This window comes from Archangium sp. (assembly GCF_036277355.1).
GTDB lineage: Bacteria > Myxococcota > Myxococcia > Myxococcales > Myxococcaceae > Archangium.
This window is the reverse complement of sequence record NZ_DASUNC010000030.1, coordinates 1-26,690: the sequence shown is the minus strand read 5'-3', so window position 1 is coordinate 26,690 and position 26,690 is coordinate 1. Positions and strand designations below refer to the sequence as shown.

At 67.8% G+C, this 26,690-nt stretch carries 21 protein-coding genes; 11 read left to right on the top strand and 10 right to left on the bottom strand.

All coding sequences use genetic code 11. The annotated features are described in order from the left end of the window. Positions 1 to 24: 24 nt before the first annotated feature. Positions 25 to 1,539, top strand: coding sequence for an NAD(P)/FAD-dependent oxidoreductase (locus tag VFZ09_RS07795; RefSeq protein WP_329726859.1), 1,515 nt, complete (start codon positions 25 to 27; stop codon positions 1,537 to 1,539). 182 nt (positions 1,540 to 1,721) lie between these two features. Here VFZ09_RS07795 and VFZ09_RS07790 read toward each other — a convergent pair whose 3' ends face one another. From VFZ09_RS07790 to VFZ09_RS07775, 4 genes are all read right to left on the bottom strand, one after another. Next, complete coding sequence (locus VFZ09_RS07790) at positions 1,722 to 2,042, bottom strand: helix-turn-helix domain-containing protein (protein ID WP_329726858.1); 321 nt, start codon at positions 2,040 to 2,042, stop codon at positions 1,722 to 1,724. Positions 2,043 to 2,186: 144 nt separating this feature from the next. Next, entirely contained in the window at positions 2,187 to 2,975 is a 789-nt protein-coding gene (locus tag VFZ09_RS07785; protein ID WP_329726857.1) for a DUSAM domain-containing protein, read from the bottom strand. Between the two features lie 2 nt (positions 2,976 to 2,977). Then, complete coding sequence (locus VFZ09_RS07780) at positions 2,978 to 3,412, bottom strand: hypothetical protein (RefSeq protein ID WP_329726856.1); 435 nt, start codon at positions 3,410 to 3,412, stop codon at positions 2,978 to 2,980. Positions 3,413 to 3,712: 300 nt separating this feature from the next. Continuing rightward, the gene (locus tag VFZ09_RS07775) at positions 3,713 to 4,948 is read right to left on the bottom strand and encodes a hypothetical protein (protein WP_329726855.1); all 1,236 of its coding nucleotides are present in this window, start codon (positions 4,946 to 4,948) and stop codon (positions 3,713 to 3,715) included. 449 nt (positions 4,949 to 5,397) lie between these two features. Between VFZ09_RS07775 and VFZ09_RS07770 the strand changes: the two genes are divergently transcribed. From VFZ09_RS07770 to VFZ09_RS07740, 7 genes are all read left to right on the top strand, one after another. After that, the gene (locus tag VFZ09_RS07770; protein WP_329726854.1) at positions 5,398 to 7,797 is read left to right on the top strand and encodes a glutamine--tRNA ligase/YqeY domain fusion protein; all 2,400 of its coding nucleotides are present in this window, start codon (positions 5,398 to 5,400) and stop codon (positions 7,795 to 7,797) included. 139 nt (positions 7,798 to 7,936) lie between these two features. Continuing rightward, complete coding sequence (locus VFZ09_RS07765) at positions 7,937 to 8,170, top strand: hypothetical protein (protein WP_329726853.1); 234 nt, start codon at positions 7,937 to 7,939, stop codon at positions 8,168 to 8,170. Between the two features lie 9 nt (positions 8,171 to 8,179). Beyond that, complete coding sequence (locus VFZ09_RS07760; protein WP_329726852.1) at positions 8,180 to 9,613, top strand: hypothetical protein; 1,434 nt, start codon at positions 8,180 to 8,182, stop codon at positions 9,611 to 9,613. A gap of 18 nt (positions 9,614 to 9,631) precedes the next feature. After that, the gene (locus tag VFZ09_RS07755; protein WP_329726851.1) at positions 9,632 to 11,191 is read left to right on the top strand and encodes a hypothetical protein; all 1,560 of its coding nucleotides are present in this window, start codon (positions 9,632 to 9,634) and stop codon (positions 11,189 to 11,191) included. Positions 11,192 to 11,634: 443 nt separating this feature from the next. Further along, entirely contained in the window at positions 11,635 to 11,862 is a 228-nt protein-coding gene (locus tag VFZ09_RS07750) for a hypothetical protein (protein WP_329726850.1), read from the top strand. Then, the gene (locus tag VFZ09_RS07745; RefSeq protein WP_329726849.1) at positions 11,859 to 12,467 is read left to right on the top strand and encodes a head protein; all 609 of its coding nucleotides are present in this window, start codon (positions 11,859 to 11,861) and stop codon (positions 12,465 to 12,467) included. Before VFZ09_RS07750 ends, VFZ09_RS07745 begins: the two co-directional genes overlap by 4 nt. Positions 12,468 to 12,584: 117 nt before the next feature. Next, complete coding sequence (locus tag VFZ09_RS07740; RefSeq protein ID WP_329726848.1) at positions 12,585 to 17,753, top strand: pentapeptide repeat-containing protein; 5,169 nt, start codon at positions 12,585 to 12,587, stop codon at positions 17,751 to 17,753. Between the two features lie 170 nt (positions 17,754 to 17,923). Here the strand turns inward: VFZ09_RS07740 and VFZ09_RS07735 are convergent, their stop codons facing one another. Together VFZ09_RS07735 and VFZ09_RS07730 are read right to left on the bottom strand one after the other, a co-directional pair. Beyond that, positions 17,924 to 19,270: a DUF2330 domain-containing protein gene (locus tag VFZ09_RS07735; RefSeq protein ID WP_329726847.1), complete on the bottom strand. Its 1,347-nt coding sequence runs from the start codon at positions 19,268 to 19,270 to the stop codon at positions 17,924 to 17,926. After that, entirely contained in the window at positions 19,240 to 20,091 is an 852-nt protein-coding gene (locus VFZ09_RS07730; RefSeq protein WP_329726846.1) for an RnfABCDGE type electron transport complex subunit D, read from the bottom strand. The genes VFZ09_RS07735 and VFZ09_RS07730 overlap by 31 nt, the downstream gene beginning before the upstream one ends. A gap of 55 nt (positions 20,092 to 20,146) precedes the next feature. On the opposite strand from VFZ09_RS07730, the gene VFZ09_RS07725 reads away from it, so the two are divergent. The 3 genes from VFZ09_RS07725 (at position 20,147) to VFZ09_RS07715 (ending at position 23,827) form a co-directional block, all read left to right on the top strand. Beyond that, positions 20,147 to 20,743 carry an HD domain-containing protein gene (locus VFZ09_RS07725; RefSeq protein WP_329726845.1) on the top strand — a complete coding sequence of 199 codons (597 nt, stop codon included), beginning with the start codon at positions 20,147 to 20,149 and terminating at the stop codon, positions 20,741 to 20,743. Between the two features lie 99 nt (positions 20,744 to 20,842). Further along, a complete protein-coding gene (locus VFZ09_RS07720; RefSeq protein ID WP_329726844.1) occupies positions 20,843 to 22,645 on the top strand; it encodes an OPT family oligopeptide transporter in 1,803 nt (600 codons plus the stop codon). An 84-nt stretch (positions 22,646 to 22,729) separates the two neighbouring features. Continuing rightward, on the top strand, positions 22,730 to 23,827 hold the full coding sequence (locus VFZ09_RS07715; RefSeq protein WP_329726843.1) for an alpha/beta hydrolase: 1,098 nt from the start codon (positions 22,730 to 22,732) through the stop codon (positions 23,825 to 23,827). A 12-nt stretch (positions 23,828 to 23,839) separates the two neighbouring features. Here VFZ09_RS07715 and VFZ09_RS07710 read toward each other — a convergent pair whose 3' ends face one another. The 4 genes from VFZ09_RS07710 to VFZ09_RS07695 form a co-directional block, all read right to left on the bottom strand. Then, positions 23,840 to 24,526, bottom strand: coding sequence for an endonuclease V (locus VFZ09_RS07710; protein WP_329726842.1), 687 nt, complete (start codon positions 24,524 to 24,526; stop codon positions 23,840 to 23,842). A gap of 63 nt (positions 24,527 to 24,589) precedes the next feature. Continuing rightward, entirely contained in the window at positions 24,590 to 25,408 is an 819-nt protein-coding gene (locus tag VFZ09_RS07705; RefSeq protein WP_329726841.1) for a glycosyltransferase family 2 protein, read from the bottom strand. Between the two features lie 97 nt (positions 25,409 to 25,505). Further along, positions 25,506 to 26,069 (bottom strand): imm11 family protein, encoded by a 564-nt coding sequence (locus VFZ09_RS07700; RefSeq protein ID WP_329726840.1) that lies wholly within the window; start codon positions 26,067 to 26,069, stop codon positions 25,506 to 25,508. A 20-nt stretch (positions 26,070 to 26,089) separates the two neighbouring features. Further along, the coding region (locus tag VFZ09_RS07695; protein ID WP_329726839.1) for an AHH domain-containing protein at positions 26,090 to 26,690 on the bottom strand (601 nt) is incomplete at its 5' end.

Genomic DNA, 26,690 nt, shown 5'->3' with positions numbered 1-26,690 from the left:
ACCTCGGACGTCGAGGAGCATGTCGTGGCGCGAGAAGACCCGCTGACTCCACTCCCTCGGAGGGTGGAGGTCGCCATCATCGGGAGTGGCTTCGGAGGCCTGTGCATGGCCATCCGGCTCCGGCACACGGGACTCGAGGACTTCGTCCTGCTCGAGAAGGAGCATGACGTCGGGGGCTGCTGGCGCGACAACACGTACCCGGGCGCCGCCTGCGACGTCCCCTCGCACCTGTACTCCTTCTCCTTCGAGCGCAAGACGGACTGGTCCCGGCGCTTCGCGCCCCAGGCGGAGATCCTCGACTATCTGCGCCACTGCGCCGGGAAATACGGCCTCCGCCGTCACCTCCACCTGAACACCGAGGTCACCGGCGCGGAGTTCGACGAGGCGGCGGGCCTCTGGCGCATCCACCTCGCGGATGGACGCGAGCTCGAGGCCCGGGTGCTGGTCTCGGCCTGCGGGCAGCTCAACCGCCCCGCCTGGCCCAGGCTCCCGGGGCTGGAGCGTTTCCAGGGCACCCAGTTCCACTCCGCCCGGTGGGATCACGGCTACGCGCTCGAGGGCAAGACGGTGGCGGTCATCGGAACGGGGGCCAGCGCCATCCAGTTCGTGCCCCAGATCGCCCCACGGGTGAAGCGGCTCTTCCTGTACCAGCGCTCCGCCCCCTACGTGCTGCCCAAGCCGGACCGCGCCTACGGGTGGTTCGAGCGGGCACTCTTCTCCCGGCTTCCCGTGTCACAGACGGGCAGCCGGTGGTGGACGTACTGGAACCACGAGTCGCGCGTCCTCGTCTTCGAGGGCCCCGCCTGGGTGCGCGGGATTCTCGAGCGCCGCTTCCACAGACACCTGGAGCGCTGCGTGCCGGACCCGAAGCTGCGCCAGGCCCTCACGCCCACCGACCCCATCGGCTGCAAGCGCGTCCTGCTCTCCAATGACTACTACCCGGCGCTCACCCGGCCCAACGTGGAGGTCGTCACCGAGGGTATCCGCGAGGTGACGCCCCACGGCCTCATCACCGTGGACGGGAAGGAGCGCGAGGTGGATGCGCTCATCCACGGCACCGGCTTCCAGGCCACGGACTTCCTGGCGCCCATGCGCATCACGGGCCGCGGCGGCCGGGAACTGAACGAGGCCTGGCGCGAGGGCGCCGAGGCGTACCTGGGCCTCACCGTCTCCGGCTTCCCCAACCTCTTCCTGCTCTACGGCCCCAACACCAACCTCGGCCACAACTCCATCGTCTTCATGCTGGAGAGCCAGGTGCGCTACGTGCTCGCGTGCCTGCGCGTGCTGCGCGAGCGCGACCTGCGCTTCCTCGACGTGCGCCCGGACGCGCAGCGGGACTTCAACGTCCGGCTGCAGCGCGGCCTCGAGCGCTCCGTGTGGGCCGCCGGCTGCCACAGTTGGTACAAGACGGCCGAGGGCAGGAACACAAACAACTGGCCCGGCTTCACGTTCCACTACCGCCGCCAGACCCGAGGGCCACGGCTCGCCCACTACGAAACCGTGCATGTCCCCTCTCCCGCTGGGAGAGGGGTACGATGAGCTTTGTTGAAAGGGCCTGTGATTCCGAGAGGTTAGGCCCTATTGCGAATTGTTCGTGTAGTGAATCTGTAGCTTGGCGGGTGTTGTAGCGAATCGGGCCAACGCATCGCTGTGCACTCTCTGTGAAGGCCCCCCGGTCCGGTCTGCTGCTGGCCGGTGTTGGGGGGCTGCAACGGACCTTCCTACATCCTGGGGGGCCTGTCGTCCTCAAGCGGGATGCTCGCCATCATCCTGGCGTATTCGCGCTCAATCCACTCGTCCCTCGCCTTCTTCCGGGCGGCCTGCTCCTGTTCCTTCGTGGCGGGCGGTACGTGGGCGTAAAGCTCCCCGTTCACGATGCGCGACACCTCGCCCTGGGAGATGCCGAACCGCGCGGACAAGTCCTCTTGGGTGAAGGTGCCCGCCCGCGCCAAGTAGCGTAGGTCTTGGACTTCCTGGGGGGTGAGTTTGCGTGCCCGCTCCTTCCGGTGGACCTCCCCCCGAAGCACTCGGGAAATGCTCATGACCCCCAGGGAAAATGCCCATGAGGCGCCGGGGGCCCCAAGAAAGAGTTCAATCCCTAAAACGATTAAGTTGTGGCATGACTCACCTTCCAACGGCTGTTAGGCACTCAAGCGATAATTCCCCCCGCGTCCAGCCCCGAGCGGTCACGACTCCGGGGGAGGACCCTCGAGGCCCCTTAGCTGCTCCTCGGCCATCTCGCGGTATAGCGGCACGACCTCCACGGCCAGCACGTCGCGCATCTGCTGGCGCGCACCGTCGAGATTCCCAGCGTCCCGGAGGCTCGTCATCCGGAACAGTGCGCGGGTGATTCGCTTCTTGCCCTCCCGGAAGCGAGAGAGAATCATCCGCATAAGGGCCTCGGCTCCTCCCGGGCTCTTTAGAGCCTCTTCCGTCTCGGCCTCGATGATTCCAGCCGTGGGGGCGGTCCGGCGTAGGAGGGCGCACAGTTCCTCGGCAAGTTCCAGTGCGTGTCCCTGCTGGATGCGACGTTCAAGAACGGCGAGTTGGTCCCGGTCGGGTAGGCTCGCACTCACGCGCCCGGTTGCGGCCACTTCCGCAAGTTGGGTCATTTCCTCAAGCATACCTTCGGCCCGCTTGCGGTACACAGGAACAATCTCTACGGCGAGCACGTCGCGCATTTGCTTGCAGGCCCCCTCCAGGTCCCCCTGATCCCGAAGGTCATACATCGCAAGGCGTGCATCATCGAGCCGGTCAGCGCCATCATCAATGCGCCGCACGACCTCCTCTAGCAACGTGCTGGCCGTGGTCACGCTACGTAGGGCATCCTCGGCGTCCGGCTGGCTGATGCCTACCTCCTGAGCAGTCCTGAGCAGGAGTGCCCGCGTGCCTTCCGTCAGTTCCAGCGGCTCGCCACCCTCAAGCACTCGCTGGGCTAGATTGCGAATGAGATTCCAATCAATTTTGGCTGACATGGTTAATTGCCTTCACCGGGAGGGTGGCACCTGTCCTTGGGCCACTTTCGCTGGCCCTCACAGTAGCGGATGCAATCGTAACAGTTGCCTGTCCAGCGCCGCTCAGTGCACGCAACGTAAAATTTGATGCACCGCTGTTTCCACTCCGGCAGGTCTTTGTTGTTGGCGAACTCATCAGAATCAACGTAGTCGTCCGGATTGAAGTCCTCGTTGATGTTCGCGACAACATCGCTCACCTCCGCTATTTCCCTCAAAACTCGGAGCACGTCCGAGCGGCTGGCGGTGCAGTTCTCTAGCGGGCTCAGCGGGTACTTCTTTATGCAGCAGTCCACCGTGGAGTCTCCCGGTCGGCATGCGATAGCCGCTGCACAGCCCGACACGAGCCCACCCACCAGGACGACCACCCAGAGGCGCGGGGTAAAATTCAGGCTTTCCATGCCTCAAAGGCTAGGCCAGCCAACCAGGGAATGCCAGCCGGGGACAGGGCGTGACGAGCTGGCCGCCACTAACCCGTCCTGACTGGTTCCCCCGCTGTGCGAACCCGTCTACTTGGCCTGTCTGCCCGCTGGGTCAGGGCTCCTTCGCTTCCTCGGGGAACAGTTCACGTAGCGGCACCTTGTAGGCCACGGACGCGGCTACCAGGGTGGCGACGGTGAGGTTGGCTGCACCCTGCTCCATCTTGATCATGTGCTTTGGGTGAACCCCATCCTCAGCCCTGAGGGAGAGGGAGCGCCCCCCTACGGACCCCGGAGCACCGTCAGTCCCTGCTCGGTCAGGACGAGCAGCATGCTCGGCGTCACGGTGGGCTCGTAGACGAGCTGCAGCACGCGCCGGCCGGACACCTGCGTCACCTGGGTCAGCATCGTGCCGTCCGCCTCCAGCCGCCACAGGCCCCCGCCATCCGTGCCGATGTAGAGCGCCCCATCATCCGTCGCTTTGAGCGAGAGGATCCGGTTCGTCGGCAGTCCGCTGACCCGCGTCCAGTTGCCCGCGGAGCGGGACTTCGGCGTCATCGCCCAGACGCCGTACTCCGCGCTCCCCAGGTAGTAGCGGCCCGAGGCCGTCTGCTCGAAGGCGCGCCAGAAGTCATCGGTGGCCTGGCCGTTGAGCGCATCGTTGAAGCCCTTGAACCGCCAGGGCGTGGGACCCGTCCAGGTGTACTCGCGGTCCCACTCCTCCAGCTTGCTGCTCGGAATCAGCACGCCGAGCATCTGCTCGTTGGCCACGAGGACGTCTCCGTTCGGCGCGATTCCCAGTCCATGCATCGGCGGGCACTGGAGCGACTCGTCCTTCGAGCCATCCGGATTCGTGGTGACGAGGTACCAGCCCGGATGACGGTGGCTGTTGTACGTGAGCCCCTGGATGCGGGTCACCCCGTGGTTCGTCGTGATGTAGAGGTCGCCGCGGTACGGGCCACGCGTCACACGGGCGCAGTTGAGGACGCTGCGATCCTCCTCGTAGTGGAAGTCATTGGTGTTGTGGATGCCGATCTGCTTGCCCTTGTTCGACGAGCCCGTGGTGCGCCAGATGTGCTCCTCGAGCACCACGCTCCCATCCGGCTGGAGGCGGACCGCGTCGAGGTCTCCCTTCTGGTACTCGGCGTAGCGCTCGGGCGAGTAGTTCGGCTCGCCCGGTCCGGGGATGTACGTGCGCTGCGAGATTCCCGGCGCCCGCTGCATCTCCCGCGCGCGATACCCCACGTACGCGCGCCCGGCCTCACCCCCGCAGATGACCGTCGAGCCGACCGCGAGCGAATCCGAACCGAACGGCTGGCGCGCCTGACCCACGCCCGTGGTCCACGCCGGTGCCGTGTCGCCCGGACGCAGCACGCCAATGCGGTTGCCATCGAGCAGCCAGAGGTTCAGCCCCTCATCGAGCCCAACGCTCTGGGGTTTACCGGCACCGAACGAATTCGAGTAGTCGAGCACCGCTTCCGCCGGCCAGGGACCCGCATCCGGTGGCGCGGGTGGCACCGGGTCCGGCTCACCCGCATCGGGCGGCGTCCCCGCATCCCCCTCCGGTGAGGGCTCTGGGGGAGTACCGGCATCCTCGGAGGGAACGGGAGGGTCGTTCGAGGGAACTTCGTTTCCATCTGGTGAACCGGGCTCCTGCTTCCCGGGTGGCTCGACTGTCCGGGTCCGGTCAGCGCAACCCACCGAGAGCAATGAAACCACCACCAGTCCCGCCCCCAACACCCCTGCGCGAATGCCCATCCATGCCTCCGTCCACGGTGGCTCCTTCGCAAGTCCCGGGCCGGGAGTGCTGACCTCGGTCGGGGCTCCAACGGTGCCCTCCTCCGCCCGGGGAGGGCCGCCCGCCGGGAGGGCGGCCAGGGCAGGCTCGGCCCGAGGAACCGCCCCGGCTCCGGCGGGCTTGCTTCTCTCTCGCCCTGGAGACCGGAACGGCGATAGTAAAGGAGCCCATGACGAGCAAGCAGCCAGCTGACCTGATTCCCGCGCCCGAGACGCGCCGTGTGTCTCCGAACTTCATCACGGAAATCATCGACGCGGACCTGAAGTCCGGGCGGCACACGCGCGTCGTCACGCGCTTCCCTCCGGAGCCGAACGGCTACGCGCACCTGGGGCACGCGTTCGCCAGCTACCTGGATTTCATGACGGCCGTGGACTACGGCGGTGTCTGCCACCTGCGCATGGATGACACCAACCCCGAGGGGGAGACGCAGGAGTACGCGGACAGCATCATCCGCGACATGAAGTGGCTGGGCTGGGACACCTCGCGCCTCTTCTACGCCTCGGACTACTACGAGCAGCTCCATGACTTCGCGGTGCAGCTCATCCGCAAGGGCCTGGCGTACGTGGAGAGCGTCAGCGGCGAGGAGATGGCGCGCCTGCGCGGCACGGTGGAGCAGCCGGGCACGCCCAGCCCGTACCGCGACCGCAGCGTCGAGGAGAACCTGGACCTCTTCCGCCGCATGCGCGCCGGCGAGTTCAAGAACGGCGAGCACGCGCTGCGCGCGAAGATCGACCTGGCGAACCCGAACTTCAAGCTGCGCGACCCGGTGCTGTACCGCATCCTCCACGCGTCCCACTACCGCACCGGGGATAAGTGGTGCATCTACCCGATGTATGACTTCGCGCATCCCATCAGCGACGCGCTCGAGGGCATCACGCACAGCATGTGCAGCCTGGAGTTCATCGACAACCGGGCCATCTACGACTGGCTGATGGACAACCTGTTCCCCGACAAGGAGACGGGGAAGACGGCGCCGCGCCAGCACGAGTTCGGCCGGCGCAGCATGGAGTACACCGTCGTCAGCAAGCGCAAGCTGCGGCGGCTCGTGCGCGAGGGCGTGGTGAAGGGCTGGGATGACCCGCGCATGCCCACCATCAGCGCCATGCGCCGCCGCGGCGTGACGCCCGAGTCCGTGCGGGCCTTCGCCTCGCAGATTGGCGTGAGCCGCACCAACCGCACCGTGGACCTGGCGCTCTTCGAGAACGCCGTGCGCGATGACCTGAACCTCCGCGCGCCCCGCGTGATGGCCGTGACGCGCCCGCTGAAGGCCGTCATCCAGAACCTGGAGGCCGAGCGCACACTCAGCCTGCCGTACTGGCCGCAGCAGGAGGTGAGCAGCGCCGATGGGAAGGTGCCGATGCCCAACGGCGAGCGCGTGGCCACCGAGAAGGCCGTGCGCGAGGTGCCGCTCACGCGGGAGATCGTCATCGAGCGCGAGGACTTCAGCGCGGATCCGCCCAAGGGCTTCAAGCGGCTCACCCCGGGCGGCACGGTGCGCCTGCGCGGCGCGGGCATCATCCGCTGCGACGAGGTCATCACGGGCGCGGACGGCGAGCCGTCGGAGCTGCGCGTGACACTGCTCGGCGAGGACGCCAAGGCCAGCGGCGTCATCCACTGGGTGAGCGCCACGCGCGGCGTGAGCGCCGAGTTCCGCCTGTTCGACCGGCTCTTCACGGTGCCGGAGCCCGACAGCGAGGCGCAGCAGTTCGACCCGGAGCAGCCGGGCCACGAGGACGACACGCAGCCGGTGAACACGGACTTCATGCGCTTCGTGAACCCCAACAGCCTGGTGGTGACGCGCGGCTTCGTGGAGCCGAGCGTGGCCAAGGACCCGGCCGAGGCCCGCTACCAGTTCGAGCGCGCCGGGTACTTCTGGAGGGATCCGGTGGACAGCCGTGCTGACGCGCTCGTGTTCAACCGCATCATCACGCTGAAGGACACGTGGGGGAAGAAGGAGGCCGCGGAGCCCGCGAAGGCGGAGGGCAAGCCCCGGACGGAGAAGAAGGCGGACAAGGCTCCCGCGGAGGCTCCGGTGCGTCCGGCGCTCTCCAGTGAGCAGGAGGCCACGGCCGCGCGTCTGCGCCAGCAGGGTGTCACCGAGAACGACGCGTCCATGCTCGCCCGCGAGCCGCAGCTCGCCGCGTACCTGGAGGCCGCGGGTGGCAAGCGGCTGGCGGAGCTCGCGCCCTGGGTGGTGAACGATCTGGCCACGCCGATTCGCGAGGGCACCAACCGCGTGAGCGTGGACGCGCTCGCGTCGCTGGTGACGCTGGTGGCCGAGGGCAGCATCAGCGCCCGCATCGCCAAGGACGTGCTCGCGGAGGCGCAGGCCTCGGGCGAGGCGCCCGCGAGCATCGTGGAGCGCAAGGGCCTGCGCGTCGTCAGCGACGAGGGCCAGCTGCGCGCCGCCATCCAGGGCGTGCTGGACGCCAACCCGGCCAAGGTCGCCGAGTACCGGGGCGGCAAGAAGGGCCTCACCGGCTTCTTCACCGGCCAGGTGATGCGCGCCACCAACGGCCAGGCCGACCCCAAGGCCCTCGCGCGCCTGTTGAGCGAGATGCTCGGTTAGCAGGACGGAGAGGGGGGTCCAATCGGGCCCCCCTCGCTGGCTCGTACGGCGGGCGAGAGAGCGGCCCTGCCGCGCGAGCCCCATGGATTGCGTCTGGGCCCCATGGCGCCGCTTGGGCTATCGTCCCCGCCCAGAAACCATGGGAATCCTCCTCTACGCGGCAACGTCCCTGCCTCAGGTGCTGGCCTACATCGACCCGGGCACCGGAAGCTTTCTGTTCCAGATGCTGATGGCGGGCATCCTGAGCCTGGGGCTCATGCTCACCACCATGCGCGAGCGCGTGAAGAACTTCTTCAAGTCGCGGCTCGGCTCCGGGAACAAGCCGGGCACCGCGCCGGAGTCCTCCAACTCCCAGACTCCGCCCAAGGCCTAGTCCATGAGCATGGCCGAGCGAGCCCCCCGCGCTCCCGGTGGTCCCGGACCGCTCCCGGAGCCCGCCTCCTTCCGGGATCCGAGCGGCTTCGTCTTCCGGCGCGAGGGCATCGTCTACCGGCAGGTCAACGACAGCTACCGCGAGGACTATGAGCTGCTGCGGAGCAGCGGCCTCCACGCGGAGCTCGTCCAGGCCGGGCAGCTCATCCCCCACGACGAGGTGGAGCCCGGGCTGGCCGCCGCCCCGGGGGCCTACAAGGTCCTCCGCCCGCGGCAGCTCCCCTTCATCTCCTACCCGTACGAGTGGTCCTTCAGCCAGCTCCAGGACGCGGCCCTGCTCACCCTGGACGTGCAGGACAAGGCCCTCGCCCGCGGCCTGAGCCTCAAGGACGCCAGCGCCTACAACGTGCAGCTCGTCGATGGCCGGCCCCTGCTCATCGACACGCTCAGCTTCGAGAAGTACGAGGAAGGCAGACCCTGGGTCGCCTACCGGCAATTCTGCCAGCACTTCCTCGCGCCGCTGGCCCTGATGAGCCACACCGATGTGCGGCTCGGCCAGCTCCTGCGCCTCTACATCGACGGCGTCCCGCTCGACCTCGCCAGCCGCCTGCTGCCGGGCCGCACCCGCTTCTCCTTCGCGCTCGGCATGCACGTGCACGCCCACGCGCGCAGCCAGCTCAAGTACGCGGACAAGGCCGTGGAGGCCACCCGCGCCACCACGTCCCACCACTTCAGCCAGCATGCCTTCCGGGCGCTCGTGGCCAGCCTGCGCAACGCCATCCTCAAGCAGCGGTGGACCACGCCCCACACCGAGTGGGCGGACTACTACGAGGCCAACAACAACTACGGCTCCAAGGGTCTGGACGAGAAGGGCAAGGCACTCGAGCAGCTGCTCGAGCAGGTCCGTCCGGGCACCGTCTGGGACCTCGGCGCCAACACCGGCGTCTTCAGCCGCGTCGCCAGCAAGACGGGCGCGCGCGTGGTCGCGTGGGACATCGACCCGAACGCCGTCGAGTTCAACTACCGCCGGGTGCGTGACGACAAGGACCCGTCCGTCCTCCCGCTGCTGCTGGACCTGACCAACCCCAGCCCGGGGCTCGGCTGGGCCAACGCGGAGCGCGGCTCGCTGGCCGAGCGCGGCCCGGTGGACGTGGTGATGGCCCTGGGGCTCATCCACCACCTGGCCATCTCCAACAACGTGCCGCTGGAGCGCGTGGCCGCCTTCCTCGCCTCCCTGGGACACCACCTCGTCATCGAGTTCGTGCCCAAGGAAGACTCGCAGGTCGTCAAGCTGCTCACCACGCGCAAGGACGTGTTCCCCACGTACCACCGCGAGGGTTTCGAGGCGGCGTTCGCGCCGCACTTCGCCACGCTGCGCGCGCTCGACATCCCGGGCACCCGGCGCACGCTGTTCCTGATGAAACGCCTCCCCCAGGAGCGGTAACGCAGAGGCGGTGGACCCATGAAGAAGTCGTGGCTGATTCACCCCTTCCTGCTCGGGAGCGCGCCGGTCCTCTTCCTGCTCGCCCACAACATCGGCCAGGTCGAGGCCAGCGCCGTGCTCGCCCCGCTGGGGGCCGTGCTGGCCGTCACCGCCGTGCTCCTGGGCCTCACGTGGCTCGCGCTCCGCCAGCTCCCCCGGGCCGCGATGCTCGTGTCGCTCCTGGTGGGCCTCTTCTACCTCTACGGGCACGTGTTCCACGCCCTCCAGGACCTGGATGTGATTGCCCGGACACGGGATCTCCATCTGGGCCTGGGGCTCGTGTTCCTGTGTCTGTTCGTCACGGGTGCGCGCTACCTGCTCCGCACGCCGCACGACTTGATGGAGCCGTCCCGGTTCCTCACCCTGCTCGCCGGCATCAGCATCCTCTTCTCGGCGAACGGCATCATCCAGGGAGTCCGGGCCCGGGCGGCGCTGGCCGGCGAGCGCGCTCCCCCGGCACGCCCCTCCCGGGTGGCGAACGAGGACCCCGCGCTGCCGGACGTCTACCACATCATCCTCGATGGCTACGCCCGTGAGGATGTCCTGAAGGACGTCTACCAGTTCGACAACTCCGGCTTCACCGGGTTCCTGCGCCAGCGCGGCTTCTTCGTGGCCGACCAGAGTGTGTCCAACTACCCGCTCACCTTCCTGTCGGTGGCCTCGACGCTGAACATGCGCTACCTCGACGACGTCATCGCGCCGCTCGAGGCGGACAGCAAGGTCCTCACGCCCTTCTATGACTTGATTCACGACCACGAGGTCGGGCGCTTCTTCCAGTCCAAGGGCTACCGCTACATCCACTTCGACACCAACTACGGCGGCACCGAGACGTCCCTCATCGCGGACCAGCGTTACCAGTTCCGCCACCCGCTGCTGCAGAACGAGTTCACCACCGTGCTGCTGCGCACGTATCTGCACTGGCTGCCCCAGCCGAGCGTGGCGGACCTGCACCTGTTCATGCTCGACAAGTTGGAGGAGGTCCCGCGCATCGAGGGGCCGACCTATACGCTCTTCCACCTGCTGCTGCCCCACCATCCCTACGTCTTCGATCGCCACGGCAACATCCGGGCGGACATCCCGCTGGAGTACCAGTGGACGCTGAGGACCGGGGGCTGGGCGGCCAGGCCGCAGTACATCGAGCAGATGGAGTACCTCAACCGCCGGATCCAAGCGGCCATCGAGGACATCCTCGCCACCAGCAAGCATCCGCCCATCATCATCGTGCAGGGAGACCACGGCCCGGCCTCGACCCATCCGGGACAGAAGGTGGAGGACAAGCACCAGTGGGGGCCCGTCATCCGCGAGCGCACCGCCATCCTCAACGCGTACTACGTGCCCGACGAGGTCCGGCGCCACCTCTATCCGTCCATCACTCCGGTCAACAGCTTCCGCCTGCTGCTCAAGCACCGCTTCGGCGCCAACATGGAGCCCCTGGAGGATCGCAGCTTCATCACCTGGTACGACAAGCCCTTCGACCTCCTGGAGGTCACGGAGCAGGTGCTGCCGGCGAAGGGGACCCAGGCCCGCGAGCAGCCCTGAGCCTGGACTGGAGGGTGTAGGGTGCGCCCATGAGGTCTAGAAGAACGCACCGGAAGCTCATGGCCGCAATGCTGAGCGCATTGCTCATCTCGTGTAGCGCCACCCACCATGCGCCGCCCACCCCAACGAGCGCAACCAGTCCTTCCCACCTCGTGCTCATCATCGAGGAAAGCGGCGATGGCCAATTCACCCACTCGTGGCAACCCATCGACGGCCTCGAGCTTCCGCCGGACCAACTCCAATCAAACACTGGCAAACAGGCAGGCCGCATCGTCACCGCAGCGGCCCGGCCGAGAGACTGTGATGAAGAAAATCGAGAGTGCTACCGCAAGTGCATGAAACGCCCGCTTCCTCGTGGGTATGGGGGCTTCACATCTCCACGAAAGAGCGGCGGGAAATCAGAGTTCTGCCGAGGCGAGTGCCAGCAGGCATATGATGACTGCGTGGAGCTGGAGAAGCTACGCCCCCAGGAGGTCACTGGGGTGGATGGTGTCATCCACTGGCTGAGACAGCACCGGACGGAAGTGCTGGTGGGGAGCATCATCGTCGTCTCAGGAGTGACTTTCGTGGTGGTTTCCGCGGGCGCGGGAGTCGTCGTCCTCGCGCCCGTGCTCCTGATGACGTCCACGAAAGTTCCGTCGGGAATCCCTGTCGCGGAGGGACCCCGATGAACACACGCAAGCTCATCACCAAGGCCTCGGATTTCCTCGCGGAGCTCCGGACCACCACTCAATCCCAGGAGCAGCAGGAGCTTCTGGACGTCCTCTTCGACGCCCTTCTCTTCATCGACTCCACGGGCCAGCTCTACTCCTTCGAGGACTATCGTAAGCACCTCGCCTCTGACGACCCTCCTCGCGTGGTGGCGGCCTTCAACACGCGCGAGCAAGCGGACGCATGGCTGAGGGAACACCCGGCTCCGCCCTCTTCAGCGTACATCCTGGTGGCGGACCAGTATCACCATCTCATCTACATCCGCGAGAAGAACCACCGCCGCCTCTTTCCTCACCCCGTGCTCGAATACCATCTCGGAGAGCGGATGCGTGAAGGGCTTCCACCGCCCGTGGCTTCCTTCGCGACAAGGCAGGAGGCGGAGGCGTGGCTCCAGAATCAGGCCATGCCGCCCACACAAGCTGTCATCCAGATCGCGGGAGAGCTCCACCTCGCCGTGTATCACCCCCACATCAATCACCGCTCCATCTACCCCTTCTCCATGGCCGCCAACGTGGCGGAGCCCGAAGACCAGGACCAGGGGCCTACCGGAGAACCCACCAAATAAGGTGCACCCTCCAGGGTCCTCAGCAGGCGGGAGTCACCGCGTGCTCGCCTACTGGCTCCTTCCACTCGAGGACGTGGAGCATTGTGGTATCCGTGCTCCAGCCGGAGGGTGGCCTGTATGAACGGTCCTGGGATGGACGTGCTGATCGTGACAGCGCTCAAGGACGAGCTGGATGCCGTCCTTGACCTCGAGGTGGAGGGCGCGGGCCGCGAGGCCTGGGAGTTGAAACGGGATCAGTATGACTTTCCGTTCCACGTCCGTGAGCTCCGGAACGAGCACGGTGAGACCCTCCGGGTGGCGGCGGCGTGGTCGGGGGAGATGGGCGAGACCTCGGCGGCCACCCGGGCCGTGCGGTTGATCGACGAGCTGGACCCCGCGTGCCTCGCCATGTGCGGAATCTGCGCGGGCCGGCGGAAGAAGGTCTCGCTCGGGGACGTCATCGTGGCGGACCGCGTGTTCAGCTACGACCATGGCAAGCTGGTGGAAGGCCCGCCAGCCAGCGATGGCGGAGGCCACTTCCGCGACATCACCACGTACAACCTCGAGGCGACGTGGAGGATGGAGGCCACCTACTTCGCCCAGGAGTTCCAGAAGACCTGGAAGCCCGTGCTGGAGCGCCCGATGACCCGGGAGGCCCAGACACGCTGGCTGCTCCTGGCGCTCGATGCGCACGAGCAGCAGGGGGCCCCATCACCGGACAAGCACCCCGAACGCAAGACGCGATGCCCCGGGTGGGCCAGCCTCATCCCCGAGCTGCGGGAGAAGGGACTCCTGGACTCGACTCGAGGAGTGCTGCGGTTGACGGAGGAAGGACGGGCCCGGGTCGCGGAGGAGCGGCTGCTCGATCCCGACAACGAAGCGCGGGAGCCGGACTTCCGAGTGCATGTGGCGCCCATCGCCACGGGCAAGACCGTACGGGAGGATCCCAAGCTGTTCCTGGAGCTGGAGCGCCACGTGCGCAAGGTGCTGGGCGTGGAGATGGAAGCCACGGCCATCCAGTTCGTGGCGGAGCAACTCAACCGGCGCGCCATCATCGCCAAGGCCGTGTCCGATCACGCGGACCACGACAAGGACGATGCGTTCCGCGCGTTCGCGTGCCACGCGTCGGCGGCCTTCCTGATGGCGTTCCTCCGCCGGTACGTCCGCCCGAGGGAGCCGGGAAACCGGCTGGCGCGCAAGGAGCACCCCAGGCGCCCGGCCAGCCTGAATGACGAGGAACCCGTCGTCCGAAAGGAACGCCGGGACGACTTCCTCAGCCGGGTCGAACGTGCGTGTGCACTGCGGGAGCCGCCGGGGACGCAGCTCGACCGCATGGTGGGCGCCCCGCCCTTTGGCACGTACCTGGAGGTCTCGGGCCGGGATGGAAAGTTTCCCCGCATCTACCCGGTGGCCGCGCTCGACCAGCCCATCACGCGAGAGGCGCTCGAGACCTTCATCCGGGGCATCCATGCCCGCTACCAGTACCTCTATCCCTCGGTCATCTCGACGCTCGTCCACGTGGGACATGCCGCGCCTCCAGAGCTGGCCCGGCTGGCCGAGTCGAAGCGGGTCAACCTCCTGAGCTTCGAGGAGTACCAGGGCCTCATCGACTTCACGGATTACCTTCGGCGGCAGACGGCGAAGCTCGAGAGCGATCTCATCTACCCTCCCGCCTACTACGTCGAGCAGCGGGGCCACGTGAGTGTCGGGGGACAGGGCGCCGAGGCCACGGAGGACATCCTTCAGGCCCTGAGGGGGGTGCTCAGCGAGCCGGACCGGCGTTTCGCCCTGGTGTTGGGTGACTTCGGGACAGGCAAGACGTTCCTGCTGCACGAGCTGGCACGGCGCATGGGGAAGGAGGAGGGCGGAGCATTGGTGCCCGTGCTGATCGAGCTGCGTGCACTGCAGAAGCAACGCACGCTGAACGAGCTGGTGGCCCAGCACTTCGCGGGCGCGGACGTGTTGCGATTCGAGCTGGAGAAGTTCCTCTACATGCTGAAGGAGGGACGAATCGCGCTGCTGTTCGATGGTTTCGACGAGCTGGCCCTGCGCGTGACCTATGACCGGGCGATGGAGCACTTCGGGACGCTGCTCGAGGCGGCACAGGGCAAGGCCAAGATCGTCGTCACCAGCCGCACGCAGCACTTCCTGAACGACCATCAGGTCAAGCTCGAGCTGGCCCGGAAGGCGGAGGCCATCCCGGGCTACCGGCTCATCAAGCTGGAGCGATTCAGCGAGCAGCAGATCCGCCACTTCCTGGTGAAGCGATTGGGAGGGGAGGAGGCCGCCCACGAGCGCATGGAGTTGCTGCGGGATGTGAGGGATCTGCTGGGCCTGTCGGAGAACCCCCGGCTGCTGAGCTTCATCATCGAGTTGGAGGCGGAGAAGCTGAAGGCCGCCCGGCAAGGGGAGAAGGGGGAGATCACCTCCGCCACGCTGTACGCGCTGCTGATCGAGCGGTGGCTCCACGGGGAGTACGTCCGCGTCAACCCCAGGGGCGCACCCAAGGGACTCAGCCTGGAGCAGCTCCGGAGGGGAGCCACCCGGCTGGCCCTGCTGATGTGGGGACGCACGGAGCGGACGGTGGGAATGGACGAGCTGCCCGAGGATCTCCTCGCGGCGGCGGCCCAGGGTGGCGAATCCCTGGAGCTGGAGAAGGTGAGGCACCAGCTTGGCTCCGGCTCGCTGCTGGTGCGCGATGAGGAGGGGCGCTTCTCGTTCGTCCATCAGTCGGTGATGGAGTGGCTGGTGGCGGAGATGGCGGCGGGGCAGGTGCGAGAAGGGGGCGAAGCGCCCGCGCTCGGCCAACGTGAGATGAGCGACCTGATGGCCGACTTCTTCATCGCCCTGGCTGGACGCGGCGCCGCGAGGGCCTGGGCCGAAGCCAAATCCGCTTCGGCGGAGGCAGGCGTCATCAAGCGCAACGCGCTCCACGTCCTGGGGCGGCTTCGTCTGTTGGGGGGAAACGCGGCGGAAGGGGAAGCCATCAAGAACCTCGAGGGGAGCGATCTGCGCGGACAGGATCTCTCGGGCGCCGATCTCCACCAGGCCAACCTGCGCAAGGCGAACCTCGCCGGGGTGACCCTGGTGGGCGCCAACCTCTCGGGCGCGCGGTTGGAGGGCGCCAGCCTGGCCCGTGCGGACCTGACACGTGCGAACCTCCAGGGGGCCATCCTGACGGGGACGGACCTGTCCGGCGCCAACCTGGTCGAAGCAGACCTGCGCGGGGCAGTGCTCCAGGGAGCGAGGATGCGTGCCGCCCGATTGTTGGGAGCAAAGGTGGATTCGCTGGAAGGCGCGGACGTCTTCGGTGCGGCCCTCACGAGCCATGGGGCGCCCGTGCCCCAGCTCGCACCAGGGTCCCCGATCTCCGCCGTGGCCTTCAGCCCCACCGACAACCTCCTGGCAACGGGACACGATGACGGAATGCTCCGTCTGTGGGATGTCGCGACGGGAACGGTCTTGCGCATCCTCGAGGGGCATGAGGAGTCCGTCACGGATCTCGCCTTCAGCGGGGATGGGAAGCTGTTGGCCTCCGCCTCGAGAGACTGGACAGCCATGCTCTGGAGCGTGGAGCAGGGGCAATCCCTGCAGGAGCTGGAGGGCCATGCGGCACCGGTCCGGGAGGTCTCCTTCAGTCCAGACGGGAAGCTGCTGGCCTCCGCATCGGAAGACAGGACCGTCAGGCTCTGGAGCGTGGAGCAGGGGCAGCTTCTCCGCGTTCTCATGCATACAGGTCACGTGAATGGGGTGGCCTTCAGCCCGGATGGAACGAAGCTGGCCTCCGCCTCCGATGATGCGAAGGTCGTGCTCTGGAATCCCGGGGAAGAGGTCACCGTGCTGCGGGTCTTCGAGGACATGGCAGCACCCGTTTCGGACGTGACCTTCAAATCAGATGGAACGGCCCTGGCGGCTGGTTCCTATGACGGGACGATTCGCGTCTGGAGCCTGCTCGAGGAGCGGGAGCCGCTCCTCCTCGAAGGACATCGGGGCCCTGTCCTGGACGTTGCTTTCAGTCCAGATGGAACGCTGCTCGCCTCCGCGGCCAAGGACACCACGGTGGCACTCTGGAGCCTGACGGGGGATGCCGCCATGCATTTCCTGGCCGAGCACGACGATGCCGTCGTGTCCGTCTCCTTCGATCGGGACGGCACGCTGCTGGCCTCGGCTTCGGAGGACGGAGTCGTGTTGATCTCCCATTTGACCGACAAGAAGGCACTGCACGTCCTGGACGGCGAAGACTCAGCTGCGGCTCTTCGCGTTGCCTTCAGTCCAAATGGAGCCACGCTCGTTTGCGCTTCTGATGATGACGCGTTGTCCTATTGGGATGTCGTGCATGGAAGACGTGTGCGGGTACTCGAGGGGTACTCCGAATCTGCTCGGGCCGTGACCTTCAACGCGGATGGTTCGCGGTTGGCTGCGGTCGACACCGATAGGACAGTCAGGGTGTGGAGCACCGCGGAGGTGAAGCTACAGAGGATGTTCACGGGCTACACCGGAGAGTTCTACAAGGTCATCCTCAGTCCGGATGGAGCCACCCTGGCCTCGCTGGCCGACAACGGTGTCATTTCACTCTGGGACGTTGGAAACGGGCGAAGCCGTCGGCTCATGGAGCGGGCCACGCAGCAGAGCCTGCGGCCCGCTGATCTCGCCTTCAGCCCGGATGGACGATGGTTCGCAGTCGCTGCCCTGGGAAGCATCAAACTCTGGCGCCTGCCTGGATACCAGGAGATGGGCACTTTCGATATCCAGGCGCATGTCCGCAGGATTGCATTCAGAGCGGATGGAGAGCAGCTCGTAGCAGCTTGTGATGACAAGACGCTTCGATTCTGGAGCATGGGGGCAAAGAGGAGTCTGGGAGAGCTCCGGCTCACGATTGCGGTTCGGAGCATGGCATTCAGTCCGGACGGGAAGCTCCTCGCTTGCGTCCTAATGGATGGGAATGTCTGGCTCCATCCATTGGGAGGGAGCTCCGTCGCACGCATGCTTGGGGGTCACCCGGCCGCGGCGCTGAGTCTCGCGTTCAGTCCGGACGGAGCAACCCTCGCGGTCGCCTGCAACGATGGGGTGGTGTGCCTCCATGACGTCGGCACCGAGGCACTGCTCGCGAGGCTCCTCGATCTTCCGGATGGATGGATCGCCTTGCGTGCCGATGGCCGCTACAGGTGCGAAGGAGAAACCGCGCCGGCGTTCTGGTACGCCCTTGGCCTCTGCCGCTTCGAGCCACGCGAGGTCTCCGCCCTGTTTCCGGCGCTCTCGCAGTTCGCCGATGACGAGCCGTTGCGACCAAGGTCATCTCCGGCGTGATTCGCAGGCGCTACAAGGAGACGGCCGAGCCCCCCCGAACGACGCCAGGCACACCTGGTGAGCGACTCTCCTCCCGCTCCTCCAGCGGCCCTCAGCGCCTCAGGAGGGCGGGCAACAGGACCAGGCCCAGGTGGAACACGGCCCTCTGGCCTGGCTCATGACCGCGCGGCTCACTGCCAGAGGCGCTTGTACCAGGGCTCCGGCGCCTTGCCGCCCCCAGCCTTCTTCCCGGGCGCGTCGTCTCCCATCTTCTTGGAGATGGTGCCCAGGTCCCAGCCCGTGAGGTTCGCCAGCGTCTCCGCTTCCCGCTGGTGCCGCTTGTCCAGCTCCCGCAGGTACTGCTTGCCCGCCTCGCACGCCAGCGCCCCCTTGAAGGCGTGCCGCAGCACGTAGCGCGCCTGGAAGTTCTGCCGGTCGCTCGTCTCCTGGAACACCAGATCCTCGGGGAAGTGCTCTCCGTCGTAGCGCGCGTGCAGCCGCGTGAGCACCACCTGGGAGCCTCCCCCCATGTTGCCGTTCTGCCCGTCCAGCCAGAACACCCCGAGCGCCCTCAGCTCCTCCGGGCTCAGTGGATCCGCCGCGCACGGGTCGCACCACCCCATGTCCCAGACGTACTCGGTGAAGAGGGCACGCTTCTCCTCGCGCGCGTGGGCCTTCTCGAAGAGCGCCGGGTAGAACTGCTTGAACTCGTCCTTCACGAACACGGGGATGTCCATGTCGCTGGGAATCTTCACCGTGCGGTAGTTGGAGGACTCCACCCGGCCCGTCCGCGTCATCGCGTAGATGACCAGGTCCTGCGGCCCCTTCGCGTTCGCCATGCCCAGGCGGATGGGCAGCATGAACTTCTTCGACTCGTAGGCCATCTGCAGCGGCCGCAGGTAGTTGAAGCCCTTCGCCTTGTGCTCCTTCAGGTTCACCCTGGCCACGAAGAACTTCATGTCCTGCTTGATGTACGGCTCGAGCGCCTTCGCGGCGCGCGGCGGAATCTTGTAGCCACTCTCGCGCAGCCACGTCTCCAGCCCCGACGACTCCTTGGCCGACAGCAGGACGATGTCGTACTCGCCAATGGTGTACTCGGCCTCCACCGTCACGCCCAGGCTCTTGCGCCGGACCGCGTCCATCGGAGCCCCCGCGGCCGTAGGGGCCATCATCGGCACGGCATCCTCGTACGCCAGCTGCGGGGCGCACGGATCCTCGTCGAAGTACTCCACCAGCCGCGGCGCGGAGTACGCATCCAACCGCTCCACGTACTTGCGCTCGCCCACGTGGATCTGCTCGCGCTCGAGCACCACCGGCACCGGCACCACCAGCGCGAAGTCGGTGAGCTGGCCCTTGTAGTCGTTGGACATGGTGACCACGGTGCGCTCGCCATCGCGCACCAGCACCACCTGCGAGGCCTCGTTGAAGAGGCTCGAGTCGGCCTTGCCCACGTAGAAGCCACAGAAGGCCTCGGCGGCGGGCGCGGCGAGCGTCAGGAATCCAGCCGTCAGGCCGGCTGCGAGGACACGGAAACGCATGCGTCGTTCCTTTCCGGAGCCCCGCCTCCCGGCCACTGGAAGCGGCCCGAGGGCAGGACCCGGTCGATGAGGGGAGTGAGGGGAGAGACGAGGCAGAGCGCCCAGAGGAGCGCGTTCTGCCACCACAGGCCGTGCAGCATGAAGAAGCCGAGCCCGGCCACGCAGACGGCATAGAGGACACGGCCCACGCGGTGGTCCGGCGTCGTCTTCGGGTCGGAGATCATGAAGAAGGTGAAGAGGATGAGGCCACCGGCGGACAGCTGGTGCTGGAGGCTCGCCCAGGGCGCGCCCAGGTAGAAGATGCGGGCCGCCTTGAGCAGCACCCACGCGCCCAGGAAGGCCAGGCTCACGTCCGAGCGGAACGAGCGGTGCGCCACCGCGAGGCCGAACGCCGCGAACCACCCCAGCAGCGCGCCACTGTGGCCCCACTGGCTGGGCGAGCACCACGCGTGCGAGGTGAGCAGCATGGCCACCACCAGGCCCAGGTTGGTGGGGTTGAAGAGGTGCTTGCCGCGCGCGCGCAGGACGAACTTGCTGGAGATGGCCACCGCCGCGGCGAAGGGCCCCACCCAGAAGGCATCGGTGCGCAGCAGCAGCGACAGCCCCAACGAGGTGATGAGCGGCGAGAGGTACCCCACCGGCGGTGCCCGGAACAGGCGCGTCATGGCCCACTGCGTCAGGCACGAGGTGAGCATGATGAGGGGCGGTTGCCAGACGGGAACGTCGAAGCCCAGCCACCCCACGCCCGCCACCAGGAAGCAGGAGAGGAAGGCGATTTGAAGGTAGCGCGGGTCGCGGGGGAGCGCGGCGGCGAGCGTCATGTCCCCATCAACGGACGGCCCGCCCCAAAAGGTCTACGCGCTACCATGCCGGCCCATGCAGACCAAGGCCGCCGCCCCCGTCGCGTTCCTCCAGGGCCGGAGCACCCTCGCCCTCATCGAGGCGTACTTCGAGCTCAACCACCTCAAGCAGCTCTACCGCCAGGGCTGGTTGCGCGTGGGAATCGCCCGGGAGCGCTGTGAGAGTGTCGCCGAGCACTCCTTCGGCGTGGCGCTGCTGAGCCTGTTCCTCGCCGACAGCTACTTCCCCGAGGCGGATGCCTCCAAGGTGGTGCGCATCGCGCTCCTGCATGACCTGGGCGAAGCCTATGCCGGGGACATCACCCCCCATGATCCGGTGAGCCGTGAGGAGAAGCTCCAGCGCGAGCAGGAGGCCGTGGAGCGGATCCTCGCCAAGCTGCCGCGCGGGGCCGAGTACCTCGCGCTGTGGCGGGAGTACGAGCACGGCACCTCCTTCGAGGCCCGGCTGGTGCGCCAGGTGGACCGGCTGGAGATGGGCTTCCAGGCCACCATCTACGAGCACCAGGGCGCGGGGGACCTCTCGGAGTTCTTCGCCTCGGTGCACAAGGCGCTGGAGACGCCCGAGCTGAAGGCCGTGCTCGCCGGGTTGGAGAAGCTGCGGCCCGGCGTCTAAGCCCCCGGGACGACGCCGCCCGCCCGCCTGTCCTCCAGGAGCCAGGCGGAGTGGATTTCGGGACACCCGGCCCGGGCGGTATCCTGGAGACCTATGCAGGTGGGCGCAGCGAGAGACGAAGCCAAGGCGGCACCCGCCGTCCCCGAAGCGGAGACGCCCCGAGTGGGAGAGCCCCCCTCGGCCCTCACCCCGCGCGCGCTCGCGCTCGGCAGCCTCATCGGCGCGCTCATGTGTCTGTCCAACCTCTACGTGGGGTTGAAGACGGGCCTGGCCTTCCCCGCCGCCCTCATCGCCTGTGTCGTCGGGCTCGGCCTGCAGCGGACCCTCTCGCGGCTGAGCGCCTCACGCTTCGGCCCGCCCCTCAGCCTCCGCGAGACGAGCGCCATGCAGTCCGCCGCCTCCTCCGCGGGCTACTCCACCGGTGGCACCCTGGTGACCGCCAGCGTGGCCTGGCTGCTGCTCGCCGGCCACCACCCGCCGATGTGGGCCCTGCTGCTGTGGACACTGCTCAGCTCCGCGCTCGGCGTCGTCCTCGCCCTGCCCATGCAGCGCGCCTTCATCCGCCACGAGCCCCTGCCCTTCCCCTCGGGCATGGCCGCGGCCTCGGTGGCGCGCTCGCTGCACGCCGGGGATTCCGCGGGCCGCGGGGGCGCACGGGCCCTCGGCTTCGGAGCGCTCGGGGCCGGAGTGCTCGCGTTCGCGCGTGATGGGCTCCAGCTGATCCCCGTCACGCTCACGCTGCCGGGTGCGCTGCTCGGCGTGCCGCTGACGGAGCTGACCTTCTCCGTGGAGCTGATGCTCCTGCCACTGGGCACCGGCGCCCTCGTGGGCCTACGCACCGGGGCCTCGCTGCTGCTCGGCGCGCTCGTGTGTTACGGAGGGCTCGCCCCCTGGCTGCACGGGCACGGGCTCCTGAAGGAGATGGGCTACTACGGCATCCTCGAGTGGAGCATGTGGCCCGGCGCCGCGCTGGTGACGAGCGCCTCCTTCACCCACCTGGCGCTCCAGCGGGGCCTGCTGCGGCGCACGTTCGGCGCGCTGCTCGGCGCACGCCGCGCCCCCGGTGAGCTGCCCGAGTCCACGGACGTCCCCCGCACATGGTTCCTCGCCGGGGTGGTGCTGCTCTCGCTGGGACTCGCCACGGTGGGCGCGGTGGCCTTCGACCTTCCCTTCCCGCTCGGCCTGCTGGGGGTGCTGCTCTCCTTCGCGCTCGCGGCGGTGGCGTGCCGCGCCACGGGCGAGACGGACATGACGCCCTCGGGGCCGCTGGGCCACGTGGCGCAGCTCGCCTTCGGCATCCTCATGCCGGGCAACATGCTGGCCAACACCGTGGCGGCGAGCCTCTCCGGCAACATCGCCGCCTCCAGCGCGGACCTGCTCACCGATGTGAAGTCGGGCACCCTGCTCGGCGCCGCGCCCCGGCAGACGTTCCTCGCCCAGCTCTGGGGCTGCGTCGTCGGCTCGGCCCTCATCGTCCCCGTCTTCTACCTGCTCGTGCCGGATGTCTCGGCCGTCTCCGAGGAACGCTTCCCCGCTCCCTCCGGCTTCATCGTGGCCGGCGTGGCGCGCGTGCTCTCCTCGGGACTGGGAGGCCTGCCGGAGGTGTCGCGCTGGAGTGCGCTCGCGGGCGCGCTGCTGGGCGTGGGGCTCGTCCTGCTGGAGCGCTTCGCCCCCGAATCCGCCCGGCGCTTCATCCCCTCACCCATTGGCCTGGGCATCGCCTTCGTGCTGCCCGCCTCCACCTCCCTGTCCATCTTCCTGGGCTCGGCGGCCGCGGCGCTCCTGGCCCGCGCGAGGCCCACGCTCGCGGATGTCGTCACGGTGCCGTTGGCCTCGGGCCTCATCGCCGGAGAGAGCCTGGTGAGCCTGGCCGTCCTGCTCGTCCTCAGCGTCTCCTCCTGAGCGCGGAAGCCGGGTGCCAGGCAGGCCAGCGGCCTCCGGGGGCAGGCGGCTGCGTGACTAGCTTTGGAGGCGAGGAGGAGTGACATGGAACGTTCGACCCGACGCATCCTCGCTGGGGCGGGAATAGGGCTTCCACTCGTGGCCCTGGGCGCCCGGCTATGGAGCAGCCAGGGCTCCACGCCCCGGCTCCGTGACGCGCGGGGACGGCCCGTGTCCGAGGGCATCGCCTCGCTGGAGCAGGTGCGGCTCGGCGGCGTGGAGCAGTGGCTGCTGATTCGCGGACGGAGCCTCCACAACCCGCTGCTGCTCTACCTGTCGGGAGGCCCCGGCGCCTCCGAGATGGCCTGGGTGCGCCACTTCAACGCGCCCCTGGAGGAGCACTTCCTCGTCGTGCAGTGGGACCAGCGCGGCGCCGCCAGGTCCTACTCCGCCCGGAAGGACCCGGAGGGCCTCACGGTGGACCAGTTCGTCTCCGACGCCAGCGAGCTGCTCGAGCTGCTGACGACACGCTTCTCCCAGCGGAAGGTGTTCATCGTGGGCCACTCGTGGGGCAGCATCCTCGGCGTGCTGCTGGCCCAACGCCGCCCCGAGCGCGTCCACGCATACGTGGGCACGGGCCAGCAGGTGAACTTCCTGGAGAACGACACCGTCAGCCACCTGCGCGCCTACGAGCTGGCCATGCGCTACGGGGACTACCGGGCCCTCGCGCGGCTGGCGCGCATCGGCCCGCCGCCCTACACCGGCCGCGACATGGCGCAGCGCTACCTCACGCTGTACTCGCTCGCGGGCCGCCATGCCGGCCGCCGGGGACTGATGCCCGAGCTGTTCTCCTCGGTGCTCACCGCGCCCGAGTACTCGCTGCGCGACAAGGTGCGCTTCTTCCTCGGCATGCGCGAGACGTTCCCCCGCGTGTACCCGCAGCTGGCCGGGCTGGACCTGGAGGCCCAGGTGCCCCGGCTGGAGGTGCCCGTCTGGTTCCTGCTCGGGCGCGAGGACCACGTGACGCCCTCGGAGCTGGCCGTGCGCTACTTCGACAAGCTGGAGGCCCCGCGCAAGACGCTGCTCTGGTTCGAGCACTCCGGACACTCGCCCCCCTTCGAGGAGCCCGGCAGGTTCAACGACATCCTCACCCGGCAGGTGCGCACCGTGGCCGAGACGCGGCCCGAGGCCCTGCTGCACTGAGACGTCCGTGGGCTACGGCCCCTTCGCCGAGCGGCGCACCTCGTTCACCAGGCGGTGGGCATGGCGCGTCGTCTCGGGCTCGCGGTAGCGGGACGTGACGCGCAGCACCAGTTCCACCGCCGTGGGCAGGTCCATCATGTGCCCCGGCGAGACGTAGACGGGCAGCACGTTGGGGCGCGTGCGCACCGCCATGCCCACCACCTCGCCCGCGTGGGTGATCTCCGCCACCGAGCCGCGCTCGGCGCCCAGCGGCCCGTGCCCGCCCACCAGCAGCGACTTGGCACACCCGATGGAGGGCACGCCGAACAACAGCCCGCCATGGCACGCGAGCCCGAAGCGCCGGGGATGCGCCGTGCCCTGTCCGTCGAAGATGAGCACGTCCGGCCGCACGTTCAGCCGGGCCCACGCCTCCGAGAGCACCGGCAGCTCCCGGAAGGACAACAGCCCCGGCACGTAGGGGAAGCGCAGCTTCACCGCGACACTCACCTGGGCCACGGGCTCCAGCGTGCCCGCGTCCAACACCGCGATGCCTCCGTACGCGGTGTCCTCGCCACGGCTCATGGAGATGTCCGCGCCCGCCACCCGCTCCACCTTCAGCCCCGGGGGCGGACGCAATATCAGACGCTCGCGCAGCTCCCGCTGCAGTGCCACCGCCTGTTTCGGTGACAGGTTCCATCCATGCAGGGGTACCAGCTCCATCCACCCTCCGAGGCCGGGCGGAACCCTCCTCGTGGAGCGGGCCGCGCCAGCCGACCTCGGAGATTAGGTCACCCGGTCGCCCGGCACCAGTTTGCGCTCGCCCTCGGGGACGCCGGAGCCCAGCTCCCACAGGAGCGCGTACTTGGCGAAGGAGTGGAACGAGAGCGCCGTGGCGACCGTGAGTCCGCCCATGCCGAAACGGAACAGGCCCTTGAAAAGATAGAATTTGAGAAAGGCTCCCACGGAGTGGGTGCACGCCCGCAGCATGGAGGCGCGGCGTCCGCGCGAGTGGAAGTGCTTCGCGCCGCTCTGGGCGTAGCTGACCTGCTTGCGCAACAGGTGCGAGACCGAGTCGTACGAGCGGTGCAGCAGCCCGTGCTTCAACCGGCCCGCCTTGCCCTCGTGGAGGGCGGGCACGTGGATCCACTCCGAGTCGGCCCAGCTCACCTTGCCCAGCCGGAGCAGGCGCTTCTGGGAGATCCAGAAATGAACCGGCCTGGGCCAGTGGCTCGGGAGGAGGTTCTTCTGGGGGACGTGGTAGGCATCGTGCTGGGGGCCGCGGCGCAGGAGCTCGCGGATCTCCTCGCCCAGACCGGGCATGGCCTTCTCGTCGGCGTCGACGATGAGGACCCACTGGCCGCGCGCCTGCGCGCACAGGGCCCGGCGATGCGAGGCGAAGGTGTCGAGCTTGCGCTGGAAGGCGCGGACCTTGCCACCGCGGGACTGGAGGTACTCCCAGGTGCCATCGGTGGAGTGGTCATCCACGACGACGATCTCGTCACAGAAGTCGAGCGAGTCGAGACAGTCCTTCAGGGTGCGCAGGCTGTCCTTGGTCATCACCGCCGCGCTGAGGACGATGCCGGAGGTCTCGGGAGTGTTCATGCCGCCCGACTTCTACCAGAAGCACGGGAGGTGGCTCACCCCGAAGCCGGGCGAGGGCACAGGGCTCCCGCTCCAGCGCTCTCCGGCCAGGCGGGCATCACACCTCGATGAACCGTGTGCCGGTGATGCCCTCGGCCTCCATGGCCTGCTTGAGGTCCTCGGAGACGATGAGGGCTACCCGCCAACCCCAGGGCCGGAACACACGGGCATCGCCCACCTTGGACGGGTCAATGCGCATGCCGGACACAACCCGGTACTGCCCCAGTTTGTCGGGACGCTCATCCTCGGGCCTCCAGTATTCCACCCGCCTGCTCCTGGCATCGTCGATACACCGGATGATGCTCAGCGCGTTGAGGATGAAATAGGGCCCTTCACGCCCCTCGACTTGCGCGGGGATGAACTGCACATCCCGGACACCCAACTGCTCGAAGAGTTGGACGACTCGTCCATGGACTACAGGAATGGAGAAAGCGGCCCAGCAGTAATCCAGCGGATCTCCGCGAACATCGAGTGGGAATCGCGGTACGCATCCCAACTCGAGCCAGCGCCCCTCCTTGAACTGCCAGGGGTCGAGTTCCTGCCCCTGCTCGTCAACAGGAGTGCCCAGGTGCCAACGAGAGAGCGATTGCCTGTCGTCCATCAAATCGAAATATCGCGCCATGCGCTTCTCCCGCTGTCCGACTAGGGCTTCGTCACCCATTGGTGAAGTTCGGATCCAGGAGTACAAACCTCGTCCGCAAGCCTCTTGAGCTCTCTCAACAGGCTGCTCCTGCATTGCGCAACAGTCCGGCAACCTGCGAGCGCCTCTGCACGCCTCCGATAAACATCCGAATGGTACTCCGCAGGATGGGGACCTTTATGTCCTTTGAGGTAGACGAGGTTCTCCTTCGCGTCCAGGCTCATCCCCGCTTTCGTGAAGAGCCACTCGAACAACGGTGTCCAGGGGCCACCAGACAGATCCGAGATTTCGTTCTTGTTCGTCGCCAGGTGGTGCCAGTGGTAGCCCGCCTTGCTCTCGGTCCCATCCGTGCAGGCGCTTCCCACGGCGGAAGCCGCCGTGCCCGCCGCCGCGCCCGTCACCACGATGGTGCCATCGGCCGCCATCTGCACCGCCGCCGCACCGTTGAGCGTCATGCCCTCCGGCAAGGAGTACCGGGGCACACGCAACAGCGCCCCGAGTCCTCCTTGTGGCACCTCGGGCAGGCCCCTGGCCACTCCCATGCTGGCCGCCAGCATCATCACCCTCAGCCCCGTTCCTCCCACCGCCTTGCCGAAGCGCTCC